General features: G+C 42.6%; 22 protein-coding genes. 19 read left to right on the top strand and 3 right to left on the bottom strand.

The window, feature by feature from the left end; translation table 11 throughout:
- Positions 1-346: 346 nt before the first annotated feature.
- Positions 347-760: a hypothetical protein gene (locus U2P91_RS12845; protein ID WP_162624533.1), complete on the bottom strand. Its 414-nt coding sequence runs from the start codon at positions 758-760 to the stop codon at positions 347-349.
- A 138-nt stretch (positions 761-898) separates the two neighbouring features.
- Between U2P91_RS12845 and U2P91_RS12850 the strand changes: the two genes are divergently transcribed.
- The 4 genes from U2P91_RS12850 (at position 899) to U2P91_RS12865 (ending at position 6,319) form a co-directional block, all read left to right on the top strand.
- Positions 899-1,072, top strand: coding sequence for a hypothetical protein (locus tag U2P91_RS12850; RefSeq protein ID WP_204355415.1), 174 nt, complete (start codon positions 899-901; stop codon positions 1,070-1,072).
- Between the two features lie 445 nt (positions 1,073-1,517).
- The gene (locus U2P91_RS12855; RefSeq protein WP_322519780.1) at positions 1,518-2,990 is read left to right on the top strand and encodes an ice-binding family protein; all 1,473 of its coding nucleotides are present in this window, start codon (positions 1,518-1,520) and stop codon (positions 2,988-2,990) included.
- 272 nt (positions 2,991-3,262) lie between these two features.
- The gene (locus U2P91_RS12860; protein WP_322519781.1) at positions 3,263-4,672 is read left to right on the top strand and encodes a glutamate decarboxylase; all 1,410 of its coding nucleotides are present in this window, start codon (positions 3,263-3,265) and stop codon (positions 4,670-4,672) included.
- Between the two features lie 180 nt (positions 4,673-4,852).
- Positions 4,853-6,319, top strand: coding sequence for an alpha-amylase (locus U2P91_RS12865; RefSeq protein WP_322519782.1), 1,467 nt, complete (start codon positions 4,853-4,855; stop codon positions 6,317-6,319).
- A 77-nt stretch (positions 6,320-6,396) separates the two neighbouring features.
- Here the strand turns inward: U2P91_RS12865 and U2P91_RS12870 are convergent, their stop codons facing one another.
- Positions 6,397-6,636, bottom strand: a complete 240-nt coding sequence (locus tag U2P91_RS12870; protein ID WP_111888911.1) for a CsbD family protein — start codon at positions 6,634-6,636, stop codon at positions 6,397-6,399.
- A gap of 395 nt (positions 6,637-7,031) precedes the next feature.
- Between U2P91_RS12870 and U2P91_RS12875 the strand changes: the two genes are divergently transcribed.
- Positions 7,032-8,867: an alkaline phosphatase gene (locus tag U2P91_RS12875; protein WP_322519783.1), complete on the top strand. Its 1,836-nt coding sequence runs from the start codon at positions 7,032-7,034 to the stop codon at positions 8,865-8,867.
- 74 nt (positions 8,868-8,941) lie between these two features.
- Here U2P91_RS12875 and U2P91_RS12880 read toward each other — a convergent pair whose 3' ends face one another.
- On the bottom strand, positions 8,942-10,855 hold the full coding sequence (locus tag U2P91_RS12880) for a diguanylate cyclase (RefSeq protein WP_322519784.1): 1,914 nt from the start codon (positions 10,853-10,855) through the stop codon (positions 8,942-8,944).
- Between the two features lie 433 nt (positions 10,856-11,288).
- On the opposite strand from U2P91_RS12880, the gene U2P91_RS12885 reads away from it, so the two are divergent.
- The 14 genes from U2P91_RS12885 to U2P91_RS12950 all read left to right on the top strand — a co-directional run bounded on the left by U2P91_RS12885 (position 11,289) and on the right by U2P91_RS12950 (position 23,769).
- Complete coding sequence (locus tag U2P91_RS12885) at positions 11,289-11,819, top strand: DUF2284 domain-containing protein (RefSeq protein ID WP_111888916.1); 531 nt, start codon at positions 11,289-11,291, stop codon at positions 11,817-11,819.
- 85 nt (positions 11,820-11,904) lie between these two features.
- Entirely contained in the window at positions 11,905-12,390 is a 486-nt protein-coding gene (locus U2P91_RS12890) for a hypothetical protein (protein WP_111888917.1), read from the top strand.
- 127 nt (positions 12,391-12,517) lie between these two features.
- A complete protein-coding gene (locus tag U2P91_RS12895; RefSeq protein ID WP_111888918.1) occupies positions 12,518-14,473 on the top strand; it encodes an FAD-dependent oxidoreductase in 1,956 nt (651 codons plus the stop codon).
- 492 nt (positions 14,474-14,965) lie between these two features.
- Positions 14,966-16,087 (top strand): ABC transporter ATP-binding protein, encoded by a 1,122-nt coding sequence (locus tag U2P91_RS12900; RefSeq protein WP_111888919.1) that lies wholly within the window; start codon positions 14,966-14,968, stop codon positions 16,085-16,087.
- Entirely contained in the window at positions 16,084-16,716 is a 633-nt protein-coding gene (locus U2P91_RS12905) for an ABC transporter permease (RefSeq protein WP_111888920.1), read from the top strand. The genes U2P91_RS12900 and U2P91_RS12905 overlap by 4 nt, the downstream gene beginning before the upstream one ends.
- Complete coding sequence (locus tag U2P91_RS12910; RefSeq protein ID WP_111888921.1) at positions 16,716-17,321, top strand: ABC transporter permease; 606 nt, start codon at positions 16,716-16,718, stop codon at positions 17,319-17,321. Before U2P91_RS12905 ends, U2P91_RS12910 begins: the two co-directional genes overlap by 1 nt.
- A 79-nt stretch (positions 17,322-17,400) precedes the next feature.
- The gene (locus U2P91_RS12915; protein ID WP_111888922.1) at positions 17,401-18,315 is read left to right on the top strand and encodes a glycine betaine ABC transporter substrate-binding protein; all 915 of its coding nucleotides are present in this window, start codon (positions 17,401-17,403) and stop codon (positions 18,313-18,315) included.
- Positions 18,316-18,689: 374 nt separating this feature from the next.
- Positions 18,690-19,787 carry an iron-containing alcohol dehydrogenase family protein gene (locus tag U2P91_RS12920; protein ID WP_111888923.1) on the top strand — a complete coding sequence of 366 codons (1,098 nt, stop codon included), beginning with the start codon at positions 18,690-18,692 and terminating at the stop codon, positions 19,785-19,787.
- 22 nt (positions 19,788-19,809) lie between these two features.
- Entirely contained in the window at positions 19,810-20,805 is a 996-nt protein-coding gene (locus U2P91_RS12925; RefSeq protein WP_111889787.1) for an ABC transporter substrate-binding protein, read from the top strand.
- A gap of 35 nt (positions 20,806-20,840) precedes the next feature.
- Positions 20,841-21,740, top strand: coding sequence for an ABC transporter permease (locus U2P91_RS12930; RefSeq protein ID WP_111888924.1), 900 nt, complete (start codon positions 20,841-20,843; stop codon positions 21,738-21,740).
- Positions 21,733-22,494, top strand: a complete 762-nt coding sequence (locus tag U2P91_RS12935) for an ABC transporter ATP-binding protein (RefSeq protein ID WP_111888925.1) — start codon at positions 21,733-21,735, stop codon at positions 22,492-22,494. Before U2P91_RS12930 ends, U2P91_RS12935 begins: the two co-directional genes overlap by 8 nt.
- Positions 22,495-22,499: 5 nt before the next feature.
- Entirely contained in the window at positions 22,500-22,799 is a 300-nt protein-coding gene (locus tag U2P91_RS12940; RefSeq protein ID WP_111888926.1) for a cupin domain-containing protein, read from the top strand.
- A 74-nt stretch (positions 22,800-22,873) separates the two neighbouring features.
- Positions 22,874-23,083 carry a TOBE domain-containing protein gene (locus U2P91_RS12945; protein ID WP_111888927.1) on the top strand — a complete coding sequence of 70 codons (210 nt, stop codon included), beginning with the start codon at positions 22,874-22,876 and terminating at the stop codon, positions 23,081-23,083.
- Positions 23,084-23,619: 536 nt separating this feature from the next.
- Positions 23,620-23,769 carry a hypothetical protein gene (locus tag U2P91_RS12950; RefSeq protein ID WP_162624536.1) on the top strand — a complete coding sequence of 50 codons (150 nt, stop codon included), beginning with the start codon at positions 23,620-23,622 and terminating at the stop codon, positions 23,767-23,769.
- Positions 23,770-23,792: the final 23 nt, after the last annotated feature.

The raw sequence follows: 23,792 nt of genomic DNA on the forward strand, positions 1-23,792 counted from the left end.
AAACTATGGATTTTCCATAATGCAACATTCTGTATTTTTAACTTGCAACTTTCTGCAAAAAGTACTTGCAAAAAACAATCACACTCTCCTTCAAACAAATGTTTGTATATATCATTTGATTTTATGTTTTTTGCAAGGCCCCCTCAACGAATATATCTTATGTAAATAATGGGATAAAGACTCAGTTTGGGATCTTGGATATAGGATATTCCTAGATTAAAGACTGCAATTACAGCACCTGTTTCCTGCCTAAAAGAGCCTTTTTTCTTTTAAGATACAATAGGTACCATCAGAACTTTCTAAGAATTTACTGGCTAGACCAGAAGATACGGTTGTTTGATGGACATCAAGCAAGTAGGCTCTTCACTTTGCCGCCGTTTAATCGAGCCAGAAGATACTCGATGTAAATTCGAGAATCGCTTAGCTGATCGGAACTTCTGCAGATAAACTGATATTCCCAATTTTTGATATGTCTTAGACCATAATATTGAATGGATTTTTCAATAAACATTTTAAAATTATCGCTGTAGAGTTCATAGCGCATCGCATCCATCCGAATAGTGATAATCAAATCCAGTTCCAATTCAGTAACTTTATCGATAAACAAATCGATGGCGCTCCACTCCGGCAGTTTTTCATTATTATCAGTCAAATTTTCCTGTGAAAATAAGTCGAATACGACAGCCATGGTGTTTTTGTCGTCACTTCTGAGCTCAAGCTCTTTAAGCAAAAAATACTGTTCGTATATCCGTGAATTCAACTTAATATCGGACAAATATGTTCTTAAAAATGATTCATTACGGTTATTTTAACACAAATTAATTTATTGTTCCAGAGAAATACTCAAAGTGTCACCTGGAATGAAACGATAGATAACGAACAATGATAGAGGCAAATTGTGAAAAAAGATAATAAATTAAAAAAAGACTCAATACTTGCTTCTGTTTATGTCATTCTTGAAGTTATAATGGAAGTCATTATTCCATTATTAATGGCATCGATTATTGATAACGGGGTAGAAAAGGGGGACATTTCCGATGTTGTTATCATGGGCTGTCGGATATGTTTTTAAATATTGCAAAATTGATTGTGTGGCGCTTTTAGTACTCATTGTTGTATCTGCTTTGACCCATGGAGCGGGAACGCTGTTCATGATATAGTAGTGCATTGGAACAGGATTAACAGGTAAGAAGCAAGCTGGGATCGAGAGAAACCAGCTTGCTTTTTTACCAAAGATTTCACTTTTAGTAAATGCTGTGTAAAGAAAGAAACAAAGTGAGCCGCTTGGTAGGCATTAGTTTGTTTAGGTCGAGGTTTCTTTAATGTTAATGGTGTTTATGGATTATTTTCAATAAAAATGAAATTCCGTTAATTTGCATGATATGATACATGGTATCGAAAGGAGAAAAATAAACAGTATTCGAAGAAGTTAAGATAGTTTTCTATCAAAAAAATGGTATCTTTACTGTCTTTTCGAGTTTCAAAAGACAAAAATATAAAAAACTAAGGAGTACAAAATGAAAAATTTCAAAAAAACGAAAGCATTATTATTAGCATCGTTCCTTTTATTTACTAGTTTCTTTCTAGCTGGAAACGTTTTCGCACAAGAAGATCAGCTTACCACCGAGGCTGCGAGTGACGTTGGTGTAACGTATCAAACTCATGTACAAAATCAAGGTTGGGACCAAGGCTGGGTCTCTGATGGAGAACTGTCTGGGACAGAAGGTCAGGGACTTCGGATGGAGGCTTTAAAAATTGAGTTGGTTAATGCTCCTGCCGAGGCTAGGATCGAATATAATGTCCATGTACAAAATCAGGGAGACCAGGCCGTTCGAAAAAATGGCGAACTGGCAGGTACTGAAGGTCAGGGTTTGCGTTTGGAAGCAGTCACCATGAATCTGCTCAACATGCCCGGATACTCAGTTGAGTACCGTGTCCATATTGAAAATCAGGGTTGGGCCCAGGGTTGGGTCCCTGATGGAGCATTAGCAGGCACCAGTGAACAGGGCTTAAGATTAGAAGCATTAGAAATTAGAATCATAAAAACAGATGAGGTTGTTCATCCGGTATCTGTAAGCCTGGATAAAGAAACGGCAAGTCTTTTAGTTGATGAGACACAAGCACTTACAGCAACCGTCTTACCAGTGGATACCACCAATAAAACCGTCACCTGGTCATCCGACAATACGGCTATCGCTACCGTCGATGAAAACGGCATCGTTACCGGTGTCAGTGCTGGAATTGCTACGATTATGGTAACAACAGTCGATGGCAATATGACAGACAGTTGTGTCGTAACCGTTTCGGCACCAAACCCAACCGTTACTGAACCGGTCAACCTTGGGACATCGGCTAATTATGCGATCCTGGCAAAAACAGGCATTTCAACCGTGCCAGATTCGGCAATTACCGGCGATATCGGCGTTAGCCCAATAGCTGCGTCAGCCATTACAGGATTCTCGCTGACAGCTGATGCGACGAATGTGTTTGCAACTTCATCTCAAGTTACAGGTAAAGTATATGCGTCAGACTACGCTGCTCCAACAGATGTTAACCTTACCACAGCGGTAAGTGATATGGAAACAGCATACGTTGATGCAGCTGGAAGAGCTGTCGATTATACAAACGAGTTTACTGGAGATTTAAGTGGTCAAACTCTAACCCCTGGCGTTTACAGCTGGGATAATGAGGTTTTAATCAATTCGGATGTTACCCTTAATGGTGGTCCTGATGATATCTTCATCTTCCAAATCGCAAAAGGAATCACTCAAGCCAGTGATACAAAGGTCATTCTAGCTGGTGGCGTACAAGCCAAAAATATATTCTGGCAAGCCGCAGAAACCGTTTCAATTGGAACGGGTGCCCATTTTGAAGGAATTGTACTTGGCAACACAAACATCGGTCTGGGAGATCAAGCATCGATCAATGGTCGTTTACTGACCCAGACAGCAGTTACTTTAATTCAGAGCACCGTTGTAGCTCCTTTATAAATCAGATCTAGATTCACTGATTTAGAAAAAAAACAATGCGTTAAATAATTAGTAAATGTAAGAAGGCTCCCTTCGTCACCGACAGCTAAAAACTGTCGGAAGCGAAGGGAGTATTATTTTTTGGATGATACCTGACTACTTTTCTGTGAGCGTTTGTATTAGAAGAATCGCTTCTTATTATTCCAGATTTCTGCTACAATTAATACTAAAAGTGAACGACTTTGAAATGAAAATAAAAAATAGGAACAGAAATATTTCACGAGGAGGGAAAAATGTTAGTTTCAAAAAAATCCAAAGAGGATCAACGAAAAAATGTTTATATCACCCCGGTTCTTGGTGCCGAAGCCTGTGACGAACCGATTCCGCAATTTTCTTTACCGGAAAATCCCTTAGACCCGGAAATCGCGTATCAATTGATTAAAGATGACTTAATTGATGAAGGGAATGCACGACAGAATTTAGCTACATTTTGCCAATCGTACATGGAGCCGGAGGCGGTGAAAATTATGTCGGAGACGTTGGAGAAAAATGCCATCGACAAATCGGAATACCCGCAAACAGCCGATTTGGAAAACCGCTGTGTTAACATCATTGCAGATTTATGGAATGCTTCTGATGCGGATGATTTCATCGGCACCTCAACGGTGGGCTCTTCCGAGGCCTGTATGCTGGGCGGTATGGCGATGAAGTTTGCCTGGCGAAAACGAGCACAAGAAAAGGGGCTGGATATTTATACAAAAAAGCCGAATCTTGTTATCTCTTCCGGCTATCAGGTCTGCTGGGAAAAATTCTGTGTGTATTGGGATATCGAAATGCGTTTGGTACCCTTGGATGAAAACCATATGAGTCTTAACTTAGACCTGGTATTAGATTGTGTCGATGATTATACCATCGGTGTTGTTGCTATCATGGGGATCACATATACTGGCAAATACGATGATGTAGAAGGTCTTGATCGCCTCCTTGAAGAATATAACAAAAGTCACGATCTACCGGTATATATTCATGTTGATGGAGCATCCGGCGGTATGTTTGCACCGTTTATTCATCCCCATTTGAAATGGGATTTTAGGCTAAAGAATGTCGTTTCCATAAATACTTCTGGGCACAAATATGGTTTGGTTTATCCTGGTGTCGGTTGGATTATCTGGAAGGATAAAAAGTATTTACCTTCGGAACTGATTTTTAACGTCAGCTATCTCGGCGGAAGCATGCCGACGATGGCCATAAATTTTTCGCGTTCCGCCAGTCAAATCATCGGACAATATTTTAATTTCCTTCGTTGTGGGCGTCAGGGATATATCAGTATTCATCAAAGAACCCAGGATGTGGCAGTCTATATTGGCAAAGAAATTGAAGATACGGGACTCTTTGAAATCTACAATGATGGTAAAAACATACCGATTGTTTGCTGGAAGTTAAAGGCAAACAAAGAATGGAGTCTGTATGATTTAGCGGATCGGGTCAGAATGAATGGCTGGCAGGTTCCAGCCTACCCATTGCCGGATAATTTAGCGAATGTCATCATTCAGCGGGTGGTTGTTCGTCAGGATCTGAATATGCAAAGTGCGATTCAATTTATCACCGACTTCAAGCATGCCATTAAGGAACTTGATTCGGCACATATTTTAATTCATGGCAAAGCGATGCAAAATAAAGGACCATCGGGATTCACGCATTAAGAAATTAAATGCCCCATCGATTGATTTAGGATCTTTTACCCTTAAAATTCTTGCAAGTTATTATTCGCTGTTGTTTTGGGTAATAAATAACAGTAGCAAAAATACAAAAATAAAAGGCAAGAATTCTTATAGATGGATATTAATTCGACATACATTTAATAAGAATGAGAGGGTTTTAAAATGGGCAAAAACGGAACAATGATACAGTATTTTGAATGGTATCTACCAGATGATGGTAACCTTTGGCAAAGACTGAAAGAGGATGCAAAACACTTAAAGGAAATCGGCATTAGTTTGGTGTGGATGCCCCCGGCAACAAAAGCAACGGGAACCAATGACGCGGGTTATGGTATTTATGACCTATACGATTTGGGGGAATTTGATCAAAAGGGGGCGGTGCGGACAAAATACGGAACCAAGGAAGAATATCTGGCCGCGATTAAGGCGTTGCATGATCAGGGCATTTTAGCAATTGCCGATATTGTCTTAAATCATAAGGCGGGAGCCGATGAATCCGAACGGTTTCCGGCCTACGAAGTCGACCCCAATAATCGACAAAATAAAGTTACGGATGACTATGAGATAGAAGGCTGGACCAAATTTACATTTCCCGGGAGACAGGGCAAATACTCTGAATTCCAATGGAACTGGAGCCATTTTTCAGGCGTCGATTTTAATCAGGAAAATGGTAAAAAAGCGATCTATATGATTAAGGGAATCGCTAAAGGATGGGCGGAAAATACCGAGGTTGACACTGAGTATGGGAATTATGATTACCTGATGAATGCCGATCTGGATTATGATCACCCCGATGTAAAAGACGAGATAAAACGTTGGAGTGAATGGTATATAAGCGAAACCGGCGTTGATGGTTTTCGGTTGGATGCGGTCAAACATATTGAAGGCGAATTTATTGATGAGTTTATCAAAAACATCCGTGCAAAAAAAGGTGATGACTTTTATACAGTAGGTGAATATTGGAAACAGAACTACGCAACATTGGAAGATTATATTGAGGATACCGGATGCAATGTGGATTTGTTCGATGTTTCTTTGCATATGAATTTTTCGAAGGCAAGTCAATCCGGAGATAGTTTTGACATGAGTAAAATATTTCACAATACCTTGATGGAGAAAAACCCCACAATCGCGGTAACCTTTGTCGATAATCATGATTCACAACCATCACAAGCCCTCGAATCATGGGTTGATGACTGGTTTAAGCCACTGGCTTATGGCATGATATTATTGCGCGAAAGTGGGTTGCCATGCATTTTTTATGGTGACTACTATGGGATTGCCGGAGAAAATCCGATTCAGGGCAAACAGGATCTAATCGACAAATTGTTATCGTTACGGATTGATTCTGCTTATGGTAAACAAAACGATTATTTGGATCATTCTAACTGTATCGGCTGGACCCGGGAAGGCGATAAAGAACATCCTGGTGGTATGGCAGTTTTGCTGACAAACAGTGAACAAGGGTATAAAGATATGTACATTGGCAAGCAACATGCCAGAAAAGATTATGTCGATTACTTAGGTAATCGTGAAGACACCGTGACAATTAATGAGGATGGAATAGGCAGATTTTTATGTGCACCAGGATCCATTTCGGTCTGGACAGAATTGGTGATAAAGCCATAAGCAGGAGTTAACAAAAACAGTGCCGCAAACCAGCGATTTGCTGGATTACGGCACTGTTTTTTTAATTGGTGTTGATCTTATTTGTCTTTATCGATGGCATCATTGATGGCATCATTGATGTTTTCGGCGACATCTTCGGTAAATTCTTCGGCCTTATCAACCATGTGTATTGCTTTTTCTTCCAATTCACCCTTCTTAGCCTGAATTTTACCCTTTAGTTCCAGCTTTTCGTTGCCGGTAACTTTTCCGACTTTTTCCTTGACTCCGCCCACCAGTTTATCTTTGGTAGACTCGATTTTAACTTTTGGATTTGACATAATTAAAGCCTCCTCTTTGATTTTATTTTGTTTTAAACCTCATTGCGTTATCATGAATTGTTTTTGCAATTACCATGTATAAAACGGATTTCAGATCAGAAAACAGCATCCCTTTTTAATAAATATACCCTGGATAACGCGTTCTAAACAACAATAGATTAACAATGATTGAGAAAATATAGATTATAATAAGACTTCGTCTTAAAATAAATCGGAATGCCCGGATTGATTAACGGAACATTAACGCTCTTTTAACAGAATCAACAATTACGCGGATAATTAGTGAGATATACTATACCATAGAGTGAAGATAATATAGATTGCGTAAGACCCATTGAGGGCAAGGGGTCGGGCACGTCGCAAATGCCGAAAAAACGATGGTGAAAAGGAGAGTTATGAACAAAAAAATGAAGCGGGGTATTGCAGTTTTATCAATGGCTGCAATGTTGGGGATGCAGATGACCACCGGGGTGTTGGCCGAGGAAGTAACGACCAATGCGAGTGGGGTACCTCTGGTATTTGAAGGAAATTGCAGTTATCAGACCCAGATTCAAAATGTTGGTTGGCAGGATTGGAAGTCAAAAGAATCACTTAGCGGCACTACTGGAAAATCGTTACGATTAGAAGGGATAAAAGTTAATATCAGCGACATCAAGAATTTGGGGGTTACGTATCAAACTCATGTTCAAAATGAAGGCTGGCAGGATTGGGTAACCGACGGAAATATCAGCGGAACCGAAGGTCAGTCATTGAGACTGGAAGCCATCCGAATTAAACTTACCGGAACAGAAGCACAAAACTATGATGTTTATTATCAGGTTCATGTTGAAAATACCGGCTGGATGAACTGGGTGAAAAACGGTGAATTGTCAGGAACAGAAGGAAAATCCTATCGTCTCGAAGGGATCAAGGTTGTCGTCTTACCGAAAGGCTCACCCGCCCCAGTTAATACCGGATCAATTAAAAATGTGATCTTAATGATCTCCGATGGTTGTGGATCCAATGAGATTCTGGCGACGAATTATTATACTGAGGGAAAAGCGGTAGCTCAGGTTTATGAACAATTTCCGACCAGTGTCAATATGAGTACCTATTCGCACAACGAATTGGGCATGGATGATGATTTAGCTAGTGTTTATGATCCGGCAACCATTTGGGACAGCTTTGATTTGTTGAAAAATCTTCCTACCGATTCAGCGGCAGCCGCTACGGCGATGGCGTCTGGAACTAAAACTTATAATGCCGCCATTGGTGTGGATGAAAACGAGCAGAATCTGGTTAATCTCAGCGAAGATTTTAAGGCTCTGAATCGGTCAACCGGGGTAATCAGTTCCGTTGAATTCAGTCACGCAACCCCGGCTGGGTTTGTCGCTCATAACGCCAGCCGACAAAATTATAGTGAAATTGCCAATGAAATGATTAATGACAGCAAAACCGATGTCATTATGGGAGCTGGACATCCGCTGTATGACAATAATGGCGAACGCCAAACAACGGTTGAGGACAAAAACTATCGTTATGTCGGCGGAAAAGATACCTGGGATAACCTGGTCGCTGGAAATCTGGGGAATGATGCGGATGACGATGGCGTAGTCGAAAACTGGAACCTCATTCAGACAAAAGAAGCGTTTGAAAGTCTCCAGACAGGAAATACACCAGAGCGAGTCATTGGCGTACCGGAAGTGTACGAGACCTTACAGTATAACCGCTCAGGTGATTTAGCAGCAGAACCATTTGCCGTAGCTGTCAATGACAATGTGCCAACCCTGGACGTGATGACAAAGGGCGCGCTAAATGTTTTGGACAACAATGAAGAGGGTTTCTTCCTGATGGTTGAAGGTGGTGCCATTGACTGGGCCGGTCATGGTAATTCTGGTGGACGATTGATTGAGGAAGAAATTGATTTTAACAACTCGGTAGAAGCTGTTTGTAACTGGGTTGAAACCAACAGCAACTGGTCGGAAACCCTGGTGATCGTTACCGGCGATCATGAAACCGGATATCTTACCGGTACTGCCGGTGTCTATGATGCGGTTGTAAATAATGGCAAAGGTGTAATGCCCACCTTAGCCTGGAACAGCCAGGATCATACCAACCAGCTGGTTCCTTTCTTTGCTAAAGGACCAGGAGCAGAGTTGCTTAAGAGCTATGCTAATGGGTCAGATCCTGTAAAGGGTGCTTACCTGGATAACACCGAAATAGCTCTGGCGATTCGGAACTTGATTAATTAGAACGAGAATTAAAAGAAGAATCCTCCGGGATTACAATAAAGAGACCCTGCCGGAAAATCGGCAGGGTCTTTTGGTTATTTATCCAGATAAACAACCTGGTTGCGGCCCGTTGATTTAGCAAGATAGAGGGCTTTGTCGGCAATTTTGACCAGATCTTCATGGTGACAATGATGATCGGGAAGAAGGGTGGCAACGCCGATGCTGATGGTGATACAATTTTTGATGATAGATCCCTCATGGAGAATCGCGAGCGCTTCAATTTTTTTACGTAAGCGATTGGCATTTTTGATGGCTTCATCTTTTTTGATTTCCGAAAGAAGCACGATAAACTCTTCGCCACCGTAACGAACGACCATATCAGTGGGACGGGACAAGGCTGTCCGAAGGGTATCACCGATTTTAATCAGGGTTGCATCGCCGGCCACATGGCCATATAAATCGTTATAGTTTTTAAAATAATCCACGTCAATAAACAGTAACGAAATGGGTCGTTGTTGTCTTAAGCAGCGCTGCCATTCCAGGACAATGGTTTCATCATATTTTCGTCGGTTCCATAGTTCCGTCAGGGGATCGCGTAGGGAAAGTCGCTGCAATTCGTGATTGATCTGCTCCAGTTCGAAATTCTGCTGTTCTACTTTTTGATTGGCAGTGGTCAACTCTCGGGTTCGTGTTGCGACCAGATCATCCAGATGATCATTTATTTCGCTGAGTTTTTCACCCATGCTGGTTCGATATTCCAGGGATTCTGAAAAGTTTTTAGCTAACAACAAGGAGTAAAGAACAGCAAAGATTAATTGTCCGGTGGAAGAGTTAGCATCGCCCTGGAAAATCATCATTAACAAGGGTGGCCAACTGTCATTAATCCAGGGACTTAGGGTAATGGTATCAATAAGAACGGTGGTGATCATGATCAGACCACCTAATACAATTAGGATACTATTTTTTTCTTTGTGCCCGGCGATTTTTAATAGCATGGCAAAGAGATAGATAATCAGAATAATGGTCCAGATCTGGTACAATGGGTTGATGGCAGTATAAATATTGGTGGGTGCCATGATTACGACTGCGGTATAGGCAATACTCAGAATCATCACCGTTTTGATAATTCTGAGATCGAAATAGTCGGGTAAAATGGCTCTGAAAAACAATAAAATCAGGGGTGCTCCCAAATAGTAGGTCAGAGTCTGTATTTTGCGCGCAATTACAAAGTCAAGATTGGGCATGGCAAAATAAAGAAAAGACTCACCAATCATTAGGGTACGGATTGCCACCAGTAGGCAGAACAGCCCGAAATACAGGGGTGCCCGATCCTTTTTGCGGAAGAAAAACAAAGCCAGATGATAAACACCCATCATCATCAGGGCTCCAAAAAGGAAAAGATTATAGGCAAGGCCATTATAGCGGAGAGCCAGCAGTGGTGCTTCACCACCAAGAAGGATACTATTAAGCAGCCCGCCGCTGGACATATAAAAATTGGACATCTGAAGAACAATCTCATTATCACCTGGAAGCGCCGCAAAGGAGACGATCTGGGGTAGATATTGTGGCACCATGGCATTCTGGCTTATCCCTAAGGTTCCGGCAGTAGCGATCAGGTTGCCATTGACAAAGAGTCGATAGGCGGTACGGACCTTGGGAATCTTAAGTGCCAGGATTTCATTTTCGGAAGCGGTAAAGGTCAGTTGGTAGGTTGCATATCCAGCGCCGGGAATATTTTTATCATCGATTTCATATTTATTCCAGGACGATGGAAAGGCGAAATAACCATCAAGGGCACCTTTTTCAATGCTGTTTGGCTCCAGAAGCTGGTTCCAGTAAAAGGCCCAGTCGCCATCCAGCGGAATGATTTGATTTTTTAGATCGTATTGCGTTAAATCAAGCAGTCCGTTTTCAGCTTTTTTTCCGATTTCAGTTGGTTGTGCAGAGCAGCCTCCCAGCAAAAAAAGCATGAGGATGATCGTCGGTAATAAGAGACGAGCTTTAATCATGAGAGGACTCCTTTCTAATGGCGATAAAGTGAAATGGATGTAAAAGTCAGATGGAGTCGTGATGGTCACGCCTCCATTTTTATAGCTACACACGTTTTGTTCGATCTGATGCCATGGCATTATCATCGGATGGATTATGTTCATGATTATTCCATTATACTATGCGGCGCGTAATCCCGTCAAATGAGACTTAGGGTAAGAAAAAGAACAAACGGATGAAGTTCTGTCAGGTGAAACAGGATCACAATCAAATTAAGTCAGACAATCAAGAGCTGGCAAATATCTTGCGCAGAAAAGAAATAATTGATAAGATAGATAATAGTTATAATGTTAAAACAAAAGATCACACAATAAAATAGAGTCGCAAAAAATCGGTTGCGATGCGTAACTGTTTTTTTTTAGGGAATAAATTAAATTGTAGAGGTAAACAAAAATGACAAAAGAAGATATCGAAAAGAAAATCTCTGCATATCCAATATTTGAATATGCGTTTTTAGACCCGTCAGAAATCAATTTTTATCAGGCGGTGCGTACCATTTGTGAGTTGGAATGCCCCCAATACGGCAAATCCTGGTCCTGTCCACCCGCAGTTGGGACGCTGGAAGAATGCAAACAGCGGTGCCTGAGCTATGATCATGGTTTTATTTTTAGCACCATCTCCGAAGTCAGTGACATTCTCAATATGGACGAAATGCTGGCGACCCGATGTGAGCATTTAGAAATTGTGGAGGAGATTAAGAATAATGTTTTTGGTGAGTATGATGACAAGCTAATTCTAACGGCTGAATCCTGTGCCATCTGTGAGACGTGCGCTTATCCTGATGCGAGCTGTAAGCATCAGGATAAAATGTATCCCTGCGTGGAAAGCCATGCCATCTCGGTGACCGATATTTGCGAGCAGCATAATTTGTCGTTTTTAAACGGCTATAATGTGATTACCTGGTTTGGGATGGTCTTTTTTTAACACCGGGCTTTTCGTGTTTAGCTAAATGGAAAGAACCTGATTGTCAGGTATGTTTAATAGGAGTAATCAAGAAAGCAGGAAAACGATGGATTTATCATTTTTAGGGACGATAACCAATCCGATCACGATTTTTACGCAAGCAGATAAGGCCGTTTATTTAAAAAATCCCGATGACATTGATGATGGCATCCGGGAACTGGTGGATGCTATTAATGCCGTTACGGTATTTTTTACCATGAGCGCTTGTCAGGGATTTTTGATTGAAGAGCAACGGGAGGCGCATTGCCCGGAAACCTATGTAGACTTTTATGTGACTGACGAACAGTATCCACTGGCCAGGCTGTTGCTGGGATCATTGGCCAGCAAGTTTAGTGCGAGCATCGATTGTAAGGTTGTTTATGAAGCGGATTTTGACATTACTGCAGCAGACGAAATCGTGGCCAATGGTATGGTCAAGCTGCGACACAGCATCGAACTCTATGAGTTACCGCCGGAATTAATGAAAAGCACCTATAGGGAGATGGTCGATCATATCCGCAAATTCGCGGAAGCGATAAATAAAACAATTTAAGAATGGTTTGAGGTGTCCACTTAACGACCGTAACAATTGTTAGTACGGGAATGTCCTTTTTAGCAGAATCGGTTTTATTTAGTTTATGAAGTTTGTAATTATCTGAAAATGAGAAAGCAGGGAGAAAATGGATAAAAAATTCAGTGCCCTATTTGAGCCATTCACAATCAATGAGATGGGACTTAAGAATCGACTGTTTATGCCAGCCATGGGAATTCCGACCGTCACTGAAAATGGTGCTTATACCAAAGAGGCGATTGCCTTTTATGCGGCCCGATCTAAAGGCGGGGTTGGTCTGATCATTACGGGTGCCAATGAAGTGAAAAATATAGGGGAAATAAAGACCGTTTGTACCAATCCGGTGCCATGGTTTAACCCCGATGCCTATATTTGTGCGGGGTTGGAAATGACCGAGGAAATCCATGCCGATGGTTGCAAAATAGTTGTTCAGTTGGCTGCCGGTTTGGATAATTTGACGAAAGACGCCCGGATCGAACAAATTAAGCACTGCCAGGCGATGACTACAGCGGAAATCCGGTTACTGGTGGAGTCTTTTGCCTACTCGGCCAAAATTGTCAAAGCCGCCGGTTATGACGGTGTGGAAATCCAGTCCGGCGAGTTGCTGGATGGTTTTACCCTGGCCCTTTTTAATCAGCGAAAGGATTGCTACGGTGGCGATCTTAAAAACAGATTTAGGATCGTGACGGAAATCATTGCTGCCATCAAGGAAGCCTGTGGTAGCGACTTCCCGGTGATTCTACGTTTGGCAATGAAAACGTATTTAAAAGCCGGGAGAGGGCAGGCTCTGCCCGACGAAGAATTTAAAGAACAGGGGCGTGATCTGGATGAAGCCCTGGCTGCGGCGCTTATGCTGGAAGCGGCGGGCTGTGACGGTTTTGACGTGGCGGCTGGCATCAGCACATTTGAGAAAGCTTCCTATTGGAAATACCCACCGGCCTATTTCGACAAAGGGGTTTATCTGAATCTCAGCGAGGCCCTGAAAAAAGTCGTTCAGGTACCGGTATTGGCAGCCGGAAAAATGGACGATCCGGATTTATCGGCAGATGCGCTTGAAAAAGGGCTGTTGGATGCGGTGGGACTAGGTCGGCCTTTGCTGGCTGATCCCGATCTTCCTCAAAAGTTAATAAACGGCCAGGTTGAAGCGATCCGGCCTTGTCTGGGTTGTAATGATGGCTGTCTGGCTAATAAAATCGCCGGGGGCGAAGCCTCTTGTACCGTTAACCCGGCTTGCAATCGGGAACTGTTGTTAAAAAGTGAAGCAGCCAAAACGCCTCAAAAAGTGGTCGTGGTGGGCGGCGGTCCGGCAGGAATGGAAGCCGCCCGAGTCAGCGCTTTGCGGGGACATCAGGTTATCCTGTTTGAAAAAAGCTATCGCCTGGGCGGCAAGCTTAAATACAGCAGCAAACGGATCTTAAAAACGGCAGACGATCGGCTGATTCATTGGTATGAAGCAGAGCTGGAAAACTTAAAGGTCGAAGTCCGCCTCGATGAACCGGCAACCCTCGAAAAAATAGCGACCATCAAACCGGATATTGTTTTTATTGCCCAGGGTTCAGAGGCCCGGAAGCTTACATTTCCGGGAATGGATAGCGAAAAGGTGACCAATGCGATCGATGTGATTAGTGATAAAACCTATGTCGGACCCCGGTGTCCAGCCATTGGCGGCGGTCTGGCAGGGTGTGAGGCGGCTCTTCATCTGGCCATGCATCGTCATAAAATGACCATCGTGGATGCCGCCCCGGATATTCTAACTGCCGGCATTCCCCTGGCCCCGGCCAACAAACAAATGCTTAAGGACCTGCTGGCTTTTTATCATAGCGAAATTATCACTAACGCAACACTCAAGGCAGTCACCGAAGAAGGTGCCGTCATTGAAGCAAAGGGTCAGCAACACCTTATCCCGGCCCATCATGTGATGATTGCGGTGGGATTTGAACCAGCACCTTCTTTATATGAGGAATTAAGAAACGACTACCAGGTATACAATATTGGCGACAGTCAGGTGATAAAAAATATCCGCGGCGCCATCTGGGCTGCCAACGAGGTAGCAGCTTTGATCTAAATAAACGTGATAAAAAAGTGATTTAATAGAAGAACAAAAAATAGCTAAAGACCATTGAAAAAGCAACCAGAGTGTTGAGTTTAGGTTTGCAATGTCTGCAAACAGAATCAACAGATAAAAAAATGATGTGAAGTTTAGTTACATAACAAAATTTGACAACTACGGAATAATAGGTTAGGATTAATAAATAATAATGGTTAAATTTGTTTTCAATGCAAAAAAAATATGTTTGGAACAGATAGATTGTGACAGTGCGAAATTCAGATACAGCGGGATTGAAGTAAATTAGCATTTAAACATTGAAATTATATTTTTTAGCAATAATTTTAATTTTCCACTAAAAAGCAATGTCATAAATGATGTTGGAAGAGATAGAAACACTCGTTGGTTCTAGCAATGACAACAACAGATAAGAGTTGCTTTTTTTTTAAAAATTTTTATCGATGTACATCGAAGCAAAACCGACGATCAAGAAAAGAGAGGTTCTATCTAATGATACGTTTTGAAAGCGTAAAAAAGAAATATGGAAATACCGTTATCCTGGACGATTTAAGTTTTAACATTGAACCCGGAGAATTTGTGGTGCTGATTGGTCCAAGTGGTTGTGGAAAAACGACGACTTTAAAATCGATTAACCGTTTGATTAAGCCGGAGCAGGGAAAAATATTCGTTAATGGTGAGGAAATTTCGCAAGTCAATCCCGTTAAATTAAGACGAAAGATTGGTTATGTCATTCAGCAAATTGGTTTATTCCCGAATATGACCATTGAACAGAATATCGGTGTTGTGCCGAAACGGCTGAAATACAGCAAACAAGAGATAAAAAAAATTACTAAAGAGCTGATGGAAATGGTTGATATGTCCTATGAGGAATATGCCCATAAGTATCCACCTGAACTGTCGGGTGGTCAGCAGCAGCGAATCGGTGTTTTAAGGGCTTTAGCCGCATCACCGCCGATCGTTTTAATGGATGAGCCCTTTGGTGCGCTGGATCCGATGACGCGAGCGACGCTTCAGAAGGAGATTGTGAAGCTGCATAAAAAACTTAAAAAAACCATTGTCTTTGTGACTCATGATATGAATGAGGCCCTGGACTTGGCGGATAAAATTATTTTTATGGAGCATGGAAAAATTATTCAGATGGCGACACCAGAGGAGATGCTGGCAAATCCGGCGAGTCCGTTGATTCGTGATTTTATGCGAAAATCATCGCTGGCAACAGACCCTTTAAATCTAACAGCAGCTGATTTTATGAGTGAGAATGTGATCAGCGTTCAAAAGAAAAAGAGCATTCGTGAATGTACCGACTTAATGGCACGACAGCATATCGACTCGTTAGTCATCAAGAATGAAGATGAGACCTATGCTGGCGTTGTAACCATTAAGGATATCAAAAAGCATGGTAAATCCTCAGGTAGCATTGGTGAAATCGAACCGTATCAAAATATCACCTCCGACATTTTAGAAAATGCCAAGGATTCGTTTGATAAACTTTATAATTCTGGTGACAATTATGTGGTCGTTTTGAACAGTGACCAAACCGTTGCAGGAATCATTTCAAAGACTAGCATGGCAACCGCCATGGCTGATACTTTGTGGGGTGATATGCAATGATTTTTCTCGAAACATATGGTGATCGCCTGATTACCGCTTTTCAAGTTCATTTATTTTACGTCCTTACTTCAGTGACTATCGGCTTTGTGATCGCATTGGTACTGGGCATTCTGCTATCTCGTGTTCCTCAATATGCAAAGATCGTAATGCCGCTACTTTCGGTATTTCAGACAATTCCTGGAATTGTGTTTATTGGAATCCTTTTTCTATACCTCGGGATGATTCCCGCAACGGTGATTTCTGCGCTGGCGGTTTACGCCATTTTTCCAATTCTTAAAAATACCTATACCGGCTTACTTGATGTCAAAAAGGAATACATTGAAGCTGCCAAAGGGTGTGGGATGTCGCCATTTCAGATCCTGATTGAAGTTGAACTGCCGTTAGCTTCGCCTTCTATTATTGCCGGATTAAGGATGTCAACCATCTACACTGTCAGTTGGGCGGTTTTAGCGGCAATGATTGGACTGGGGGGATTAGGTGAATTTATTTATATCGGCATTGCCTCGAATAATGATCAGTTGATTCTGGCAGGTGCCATTCCATCGGCAATTATGGCGATTGTCCTTAGTCTGCTAATTGATGTGCTTCGCCGTGTCGTTGTGCCCAAAGGAATAAGGAGTGTGAAATAATGGATGCATCAATTATACTGGAACACCTCTATCTTGTTATAATGACAGTAATATTTTCAGTTGTGGTGGGCTTGCCGATCGGTGTTTTGGCTTATTTAAAACCATCAGGAAGGAAAATCGTCTTATGGTCGGTTGAAATATTACAGACAATACCAGCCTTGGCGCTGTTAGGGTTGATCATCATTGCTTTGGGTCCGGGAAAAATGACCGTGATCTCAGGTCTGGTGCTGTATTCACTGTTGCCGATTGTTCATAATACCTGTGTCGGTTTGGAAAATGTTGATAACGGGATTAAGGAGGCCGGAAAAGGCATGGGATTGACGCAATTAGATCGTCTGATTTCAGTCGAAATTCCGCTGGCTTTCCCAATGATTTTTACTGGAATCAGGATTGCAACAGTGACCACGGTAGGGGTCGCGGTCTTTGCAACTTCAGTTGGAGGAGGTGGGTTGGGCAAAGTAATTTACCAGGGGATTCGAACGCAAAATATGAATTTAATCGTCTCAGGGACATTGTCACTGATGATCATGGCGGTACTATTTGATGTATTGATGATCGTGATTAATCGACGTTTAACAAAGGGAACCAACAATAAAGTATTTTAAAAAAGCATTTTAGCTGTTGGTATGTTGTGATGAGTGGAAAGAAAAATAGAATTTTTAGAAATGAAAGGAAAAGAAAAAAATGAAAAAGATAATGAGTTTACTGGTTGTTTTATTGTTGACAATGTCCGTTGCCGGTTGTAGTTCGGGAAAAGAAGAGGCCTCGATCATCATATATGATGGAACCTTTTCGGAAATGAAAATTATCAATCAGATGGTTAAAATGGTGGTTGAAAATCATACCGATGCAACGGTGGATATTCGCGATGAAATGGATGAGGTAAATACGTTTAAAGAAATGGTTGCCGGGAATGTTGATATTTTAAATTCATATGATGGGACCCTGCTGACCACCTATTTGAAGTTAGATACCACGAACATTCCAGAAGGCATGACCTTATATGATTATGCCAATGAAGTGGCCTCAACTGAAAAAGGTGTGCATATGTTGGATAAAATAGGATCTGAAAATACCTATGCCATCGGGGTACTTCCGGAAACGGCACAAAAGTATAATTTAAAAACCATTTCTGATCTCGCCGCTGTTTCTGATCAGTTGGTCTTTGGTGCCGAACATGGTTTCTATACCGAAGAAGGAAGTATGAAATATGGCCCATTTACCGAATTTTACGGTCTGAATTTTAAAGAGAACAAACCCCTTGATATGGCCTTGAAGTATTCCGCAATTGAAAGTGGTAATATTGATGTTACGATTGTTTATACAACCGATGGCATGAATAAAAAAACCGGACTGGTTGTTTTAGATGATGATCGAAATTTCTTCCCGGAATACAATGATGCTCTACTCGTCAGAAACGATTTGTTTGAACGATACAATGAAATTGCGCCTGATCTTGAAGCGGTATTAAACTCTTTAGGGGGACAGTTTACAAATGAAATAATGACAGACCTGACATATGAAGTGGACGTAAATGGTCGAACACCAGAAGATGTTGCTCATGAATTTTTGCTTAGTAAAGGTTTGATCTCAGAATAATTAAAAAAGAATCGATAGTTGAGACTTTACAAAAGCTATTTGAATATGGTATCATCTTAGACAACAGAAATAAACCTTTGATTGAAAGTAGTACCTATTGGAAAGATGCTAAAGTGAGTTGCAGATAGTGAGAATGCAGCAGTTATCGCAATCGGGAATGGATTCATGAGGGTGAAAAGAACGGCCGATGGCTTAGTAATGTTCAACGGGGATTCCGTCCGTTATCAAAGGAAAGCGTATGATTGTACGTATTAAAGTGGATGGATCTCAACTTGGTTTGAGGACATCAATTTAGGTGGCACCGCAGGAATTTAAACTCTTGTCCTATGTAAGGACAGGAGTTTTTTGTTTTTTAGAAAAAAAGGAGATACCAGATGACATACAGTGTTAATTTATCAAATTATACCGTTGGGCAGTCAAGTTATGATCACATTGATGCGATCTGCTCCCACTATGGTAAAAAGGTGGTGCTGATTGTCGGGGATCACGGCTATCAAGCGGCTAGAAACGTTCTCGATGCGGCGATTGACAAGAGTCGTCTTGAAGTGGTAAAAACCCTTCACTATGGTGGTGAGTGTACCTATGAAAATGTCGAAAAGCTGAAAAAAGAAATCGCTGCTACGGATGCCCAGATGATTTTTGCCATCGGCGGCGGACGGGTGCTGGATACCGGAAAATTTGTGGCCGAACAGGTGGCTAAGCCGGTTTTTTCATTCCCCACCATCGCCTCCAATTGTTCTGCCTGTACCAGTGTTTCAATTATGTATGGTTCGGATGGCGGCTTTTTAAGACCCGAGTTTTTAAAAGAACCGCCCAAACATGCCTTTATCCAAACCCAGGTGCTGGCTGAGGCACCAGTAAAATACCTCTGGGCCGGTTTGGGAGATACCTATGCCAAATATTATGAGGCCAGTATTTCCGCCCGAGGCGAAGCACTGAACCACGCCCTGACCATGGGCGTAAACATCAGTAGTCAATGTGCCGACGGAATCATCACGCACGGGGTTTTGGCACTCCATGCCAATCAGGAAAAAGTCGTCAATGAAGCTTTTGAGCAGGCTGTCCTGATCGTTATTGTCACCACTGCGCTGGTATCCATTCTGGTCACCCTGGATCATACCCCGGATTACAACAGTGGTCTGGCCCATGCCATCTATTATACCCTCACCACGATTCCCGGCTTTGATAATGAAACCCACCTTCATGGTGAGATTGTTGCCTTTGGTATTTTGATTTTGCTGCTGGTGGATGGCCAACGGGAAGAATTTGAGCGGGTTTATCATTTTAACTGTGAAACCGGGCTGCCCCATGCTCTGGCCGATCTCGATCTAAATTATAAACAGTTAGAACCTTATCTGGAATCCATCACCCAAATGGCTGATATCCGCCACAACCCCTACGAGATCACGCTGGAAATGCTAAAAGCAGCGTTTTTGGAGCTGGAAAATGTCAATAAAAACACCAATAAATAACACAAAAAAAGGAGAAAAAGAAATGAAAAAGAATGTTTTTAAGAAAATGACCGCAGTCGTTTTAACCCTGGCGATGACCCTGTCGTTAGCCGCCTGTGCATCATCGGGAACGGGCAGCACGACTGAGGATAAGAAATTAAAGGTTGGCGTGATTCAAATGATTGAAAACGGCGCCTTTGATGCCATGCGTGACGGCTTTATCAAACAGCTTCGGGATCAGGGATACACCGAAGATGACATGGAAATCGTGGTAAAAAATGCCCAGGGTGATACCTCGGCTCTTAATACGATTGCTCAGGAAATGTCCGACGGCAGTTATGATCTAGTCGCCACGGTGGCCACACCGGCATCCCAGGCTTTTGTCAACATGAAGTCCGAAACACCACAGGTGTTTATTGCGGTATCCGACCCGGTTAAAGCCGGGATTGTCACCACCATGGAAAAACCCGATCACAACGCCACCGGAACCTCCAATCCCATCCCAGTAGACAAAATTGTAGACCTGTCAAAAACGCTGACCCCGGGCGTTAAAACGTTTGGGATTATTTATAACACCAGCGAGGTCAATTCCGTCAGTACGGTTAACAAGGCCAAAGACTATATGACTGCCCAGGGTTATGAAATCAAAGAAGCCGTGGTCACCAATTCATCCGAAGTTAAACAGGCCATTGACAGCTTGTTAAGTCAGGTGGATGCGATCTTTATTCCTAACGACTCAGTGATTCAGAATGCCATGCCAACCGTTGCCGAAGCAGCCAAAACGGCTAAAAAACCAGTCTACGGCAGCTCCACTGTGATGGTAAACACTGGCGCGCTGGCCACTGTTGCCATTGGCGATACGGCTATTGGCGCCGCCTCAGCCGATATGGCCATTGAAATATTAAACGGCAAAACCCCGGCTGATATTCCGGCAGTAGCAGTAGAAGCGACCGAAACCGTGATCAACCAAACCACTTCCGACGCGATCGGCATTAAGCTACCGACTGATCTTAGCAATACCGCTGTGATTGTGAAATAACATTTAGACCGCCTGACCTTTAAAGGAGAAACATTATGTCATTAGCCATCGGTTCCCTGCAACTGGGCCTTATTTATAGTCTCATTGCCATGGGCATCTACATTAGTTTTAGAGTACTTAACACCCCGGATTTAACTGCCGAAGGAAGCTTTGTCTTTGGCATGGCCGTCATGACCATCTCAGCGGTGAACGGACATCCTGTTTTAGGGATTCTTCTTTCCCTGCTGGCTGGCGGACTGGCCGGTCTGGTCACGGCCCTGCTGCAGACCAAGCTCCGCATTCCTGCTATTCTCTCCGGGATTCTGACGATGACGGGCCTCTACACCATCAACCTGATGGTGATGCAGGGGTCTTCCAATCTGACCCTGTTAGGAGTCACCACTATTTTTGATCTGCTTGGTGGGCGATTGCCCATGGATTTCGATATGGCTAAGATTGTCATATCACTGACTTTTGTGGTGATTGCCATGGTGGTGCTGGTACTGTTTTTCAAAACAAATAGCGGCCTTTGTATCCGTGCCATCGGTGACAATGAAATGATGGCACGGTCCTCATCCATGAGTGTTGATCGTTATAAGATCCTTGGTTTGATGATCAGCAATGGCCTGATTGCCTTATGTGGGGGGCTGGTGGCCTGTGATCAGGGCTATGCCGATATGACCTCCGGTGCCGGAATGCTGGTTGTCGGTCTGGCTGCCGTGATTATCGGCGAAGCCTTTATTCGTCGCCGGACTATTTTGGCCGGGATGCTCAGTTGTCTGCTGGGTTCAGTGATCTACCGCTTTATCCTGGCCCTTGCCATCAGCACCCGGATCTTCCCAGCCTATGCCATGAAACTATTATCAGCCGTGATCGTCACCATTGCCCTGTCGATTCCGGCGTATCAGTATTACAAGGAAAACTATCAATTGAAAAAGAGGAACCGCCATGCTTAAGATTATCGACTTGAAAAAGAAGTTTACCATCGACAATGGGGTGGATAATCATATTCTAAATGGTCTTAACCTGAGCGTCGATGACAGCGAATTTGTCACGATTTTAGGCAATAATGGTGCCGGTAAGTCCACCCTCTTCAATTTGATCAGTGGTGCTATCCTGCCTAACGATGGCACGATCTACCTGGATGAGAAAGACATCACCTTTATGCCGGAACACAAGCGTTCCAAATTCATTGGCCGAGTTTTTCAGAGCCCGATGCGGGGAACCGCCCCCAACCTGACCGTGGCCGAAAACCTGGCTCTGGCCTATGGCCGACAAAACCGCAAGAATTTTAACTGGGCCTTAACCAAAAGCCTGAAAGCAATCTTCCGGGACAAACTGGCCGAGGCGGAGATGGGTCTGGAAAATAAGCTGGATTCCAAAATAAAAAACCTCTCCGGCGGACAGTGCCAGGTGGTGGCTCTGATTATGTGTACCATCAAACCCCCGGAACTGATTCTGCTGGATGAACATACTGCTGCACTGGACCCCAAGACTGCCGAAGACGTAATGTCTTTTACCAAACGGATTGTCGAGAAGGATCATCTGACGGCACTGATGATCACGCATCATCTGGAAGACGCCATTGCCTATGGCGATCGGTTAATTATGATGGATCGGGGTGTGGTGGCCCATGAGTTTACCGGAGTTGAGAAAACCAATCTCACGTCAGAAGAGCTGCGAACCCTCTATCATTTAAAAGAAGGCTGAGCGAGATGAAAATGAAATTGCCCCCAACCGTAATAAGAGAGATTCAGGTTTCTGAAAGCGAATGCGCACTGGTACGGATGACGGTGAAAGCCGGCACCATCCCACCCCTTCATGCCCACCCCCAGGCCCAGATCGACTACATGATCAGTGGCTGTGCTGATGTCAGCGTCGACGGAATCATCACCCATCTGGAGCCGGGAGACGCTATTTATATCCCGGGTGGCGTCACCCATGGTTTTCTGGTCAGTGAAGAAGATCAGGAATTTCTGGAGTTTTTTACGCCGGGGCGAGATGATTTAGAATGAATATTGTGGCGGTTGACTTTATAGCAGTAAAGTAATATAATAAATTTGAAATTTAAACCATAAGGAGGAAAAAAATGAAACTAAGTGCGAGAAACCAATTAAAAGGCAAAATTGCCAGTATTGAAGAAGGTGCAGTGAATGCGATTGTAAAAGTGGACATCGGAAACGGAAATATTGTTACTTCTTCTATTTCAATGGGAGCGGTTAAAGATTTGGGATTAACTGTTGGCGGTGAAGCAACTGCAGTGGTTAAGGCCACTTCAGTCATGATTATGGTTGACTAATAAATTAAGAAGAACTTCGCAAGAGGTTCTTTTTTTGATTTAAAAATTTTTCAGGCACACAATTTGCCATATCTTGAAATTTTCTAAGAGTCGTGGATGATAAAAGAGGCGAAGATAGTGTGGCGGTTGAGTCATAGAATATTCAAATGTTTGACATATGTAAAAGATTTATAAATAGTGATAAAAAGGCATAACTTTACACTAGAAAAGTTTTGAAATCGTTATAAAAAGGCGTATAATGAAAAAAGTATGGTTAATTGTAGAATAAAAATCAGCTCAACACTTGAAGAGTTTTATTAAAAAAAGAAGTTGCTTATAAATATCAGGGGCTTATTGGTTGTTTAATTCTACATTAAAGAAAGTTGATAATGGAATAATATCTATAGCGGGTAGCTGATCAATAGGGGACAAAGATGCGGGGTTAATTGAAATGCTGCACATGAAAATCGGATAATTGATAGGCTAGGACAAATTCTGTCCATACCATTCTGGTATAATCAGGGTAGCAAATCAATCCATTAAAAAAGGAAATGACTATGATGTATGAGAAAAAAGAACAGGCTCAGAAAAAGAATCAGAAAACACTATGTCAGATCTGCCATCAGAATCCGGCCACAACCACCATGCCAGGGCCACTTGGACCCGTGAAGGTGTGTAAAAGCTGCAAGAAAAATGTGCGAATCTAGAGCGGAGCTTAGAAAGGGTGGAA

Source organism: Acetobacterium sp. K1/6 (assembly GCF_034438075.1).
Lineage (GTDB): Bacteria > Bacillota > Clostridia > Eubacteriales > Eubacteriaceae > Acetobacterium > Acetobacterium carbinolicum.

Excerpts from the sequence above, each read along its gene's own strand:
- U2P91_RS12855 (WP_322519780.1), top strand. The coding sequence starts at position 1,518 with ATGAAAAATTTCAAAAAAACGAAAGCATTATTATTAGCATCGTTCCTT.
- U2P91_RS12860 (WP_322519781.1), top strand. The coding sequence starts at position 3,263 with ATGTTAGTTTCAAAAAAATCCAAAGAGGATCAACGAAAAAATGTTTAT.
- U2P91_RS12865 (WP_322519782.1), top strand. The coding sequence starts at position 4,853 with ATGGGCAAAAACGGAACAATGATACAGTATTTTGAATGGTATCTACCA.
- U2P91_RS12870 (WP_111888911.1), bottom strand. The coding sequence starts at position 6,636 with ATGTCAAATCCAAAAGTTAAAATCGAGTCTACCAAAGATAAACTGGTG.
- U2P91_RS12875 (WP_322519783.1), top strand. The coding sequence starts at position 7,032 with ATGAACAAAAAAATGAAGCGGGGTATTGCAGTTTTATCAATGGCTGCA.
- U2P91_RS12880 (WP_322519784.1), bottom strand. The coding sequence starts at position 10,855 with ATGATTAAAGCTCGTCTCTTATTACCGACGATCATCCTCATGCTTTTT.
- U2P91_RS12885 (WP_111888916.1), top strand. The coding sequence starts at position 11,289 with ATGACAAAAGAAGATATCGAAAAGAAAATCTCTGCATATCCAATATTT.
- U2P91_RS12890 (WP_111888917.1), top strand. The coding sequence starts at position 11,905 with ATGGATTTATCATTTTTAGGGACGATAACCAATCCGATCACGATTTTT.
- U2P91_RS12895 (WP_111888918.1), top strand. The coding sequence starts at position 12,518 with ATGGATAAAAAATTCAGTGCCCTATTTGAGCCATTCACAATCAATGAG.
- U2P91_RS12900 (WP_111888919.1), top strand. The coding sequence starts at position 14,966 with ATGATACGTTTTGAAAGCGTAAAAAAGAAATATGGAAATACCGTTATC.
- U2P91_RS12905 (WP_111888920.1), top strand. The coding sequence starts at position 16,084 with ATGATTTTTCTCGAAACATATGGTGATCGCCTGATTACCGCTTTTCAA.
- U2P91_RS12910 (WP_111888921.1), top strand. The coding sequence starts at position 16,716 with ATGGATGCATCAATTATACTGGAACACCTCTATCTTGTTATAATGACA.
- U2P91_RS12915 (WP_111888922.1), top strand. The coding sequence starts at position 17,401 with ATGAAAAAGATAATGAGTTTACTGGTTGTTTTATTGTTGACAATGTCC.
- U2P91_RS12920 (WP_111888923.1), top strand. The coding sequence starts at position 18,690 with ATGACATACAGTGTTAATTTATCAAATTATACCGTTGGGCAGTCAAGT.
- U2P91_RS12925 (WP_111889787.1), top strand. The coding sequence starts at position 19,810 with ATGAAAAAGAATGTTTTTAAGAAAATGACCGCAGTCGTTTTAACCCTG.
- U2P91_RS12930 (WP_111888924.1), top strand. The coding sequence starts at position 20,841 with ATGTCATTAGCCATCGGTTCCCTGCAACTGGGCCTTATTTATAGTCTC.
- U2P91_RS12935 (WP_111888925.1), top strand. The coding sequence starts at position 21,733 with ATGCTTAAGATTATCGACTTGAAAAAGAAGTTTACCATCGACAATGGG.
- U2P91_RS12940 (WP_111888926.1), top strand. The coding sequence starts at position 22,500 with ATGAAAATGAAATTGCCCCCAACCGTAATAAGAGAGATTCAGGTTTCT.
- U2P91_RS12945 (WP_111888927.1), top strand. The coding sequence starts at position 22,874 with ATGAAACTAAGTGCGAGAAACCAATTAAAAGGCAAAATTGCCAGTATT.
- U2P91_RS12950 (WP_162624536.1), top strand. The coding sequence starts at position 23,620 with ATGATGTATGAGAAAAAAGAACAGGCTCAGAAAAAGAATCAGAAAACA.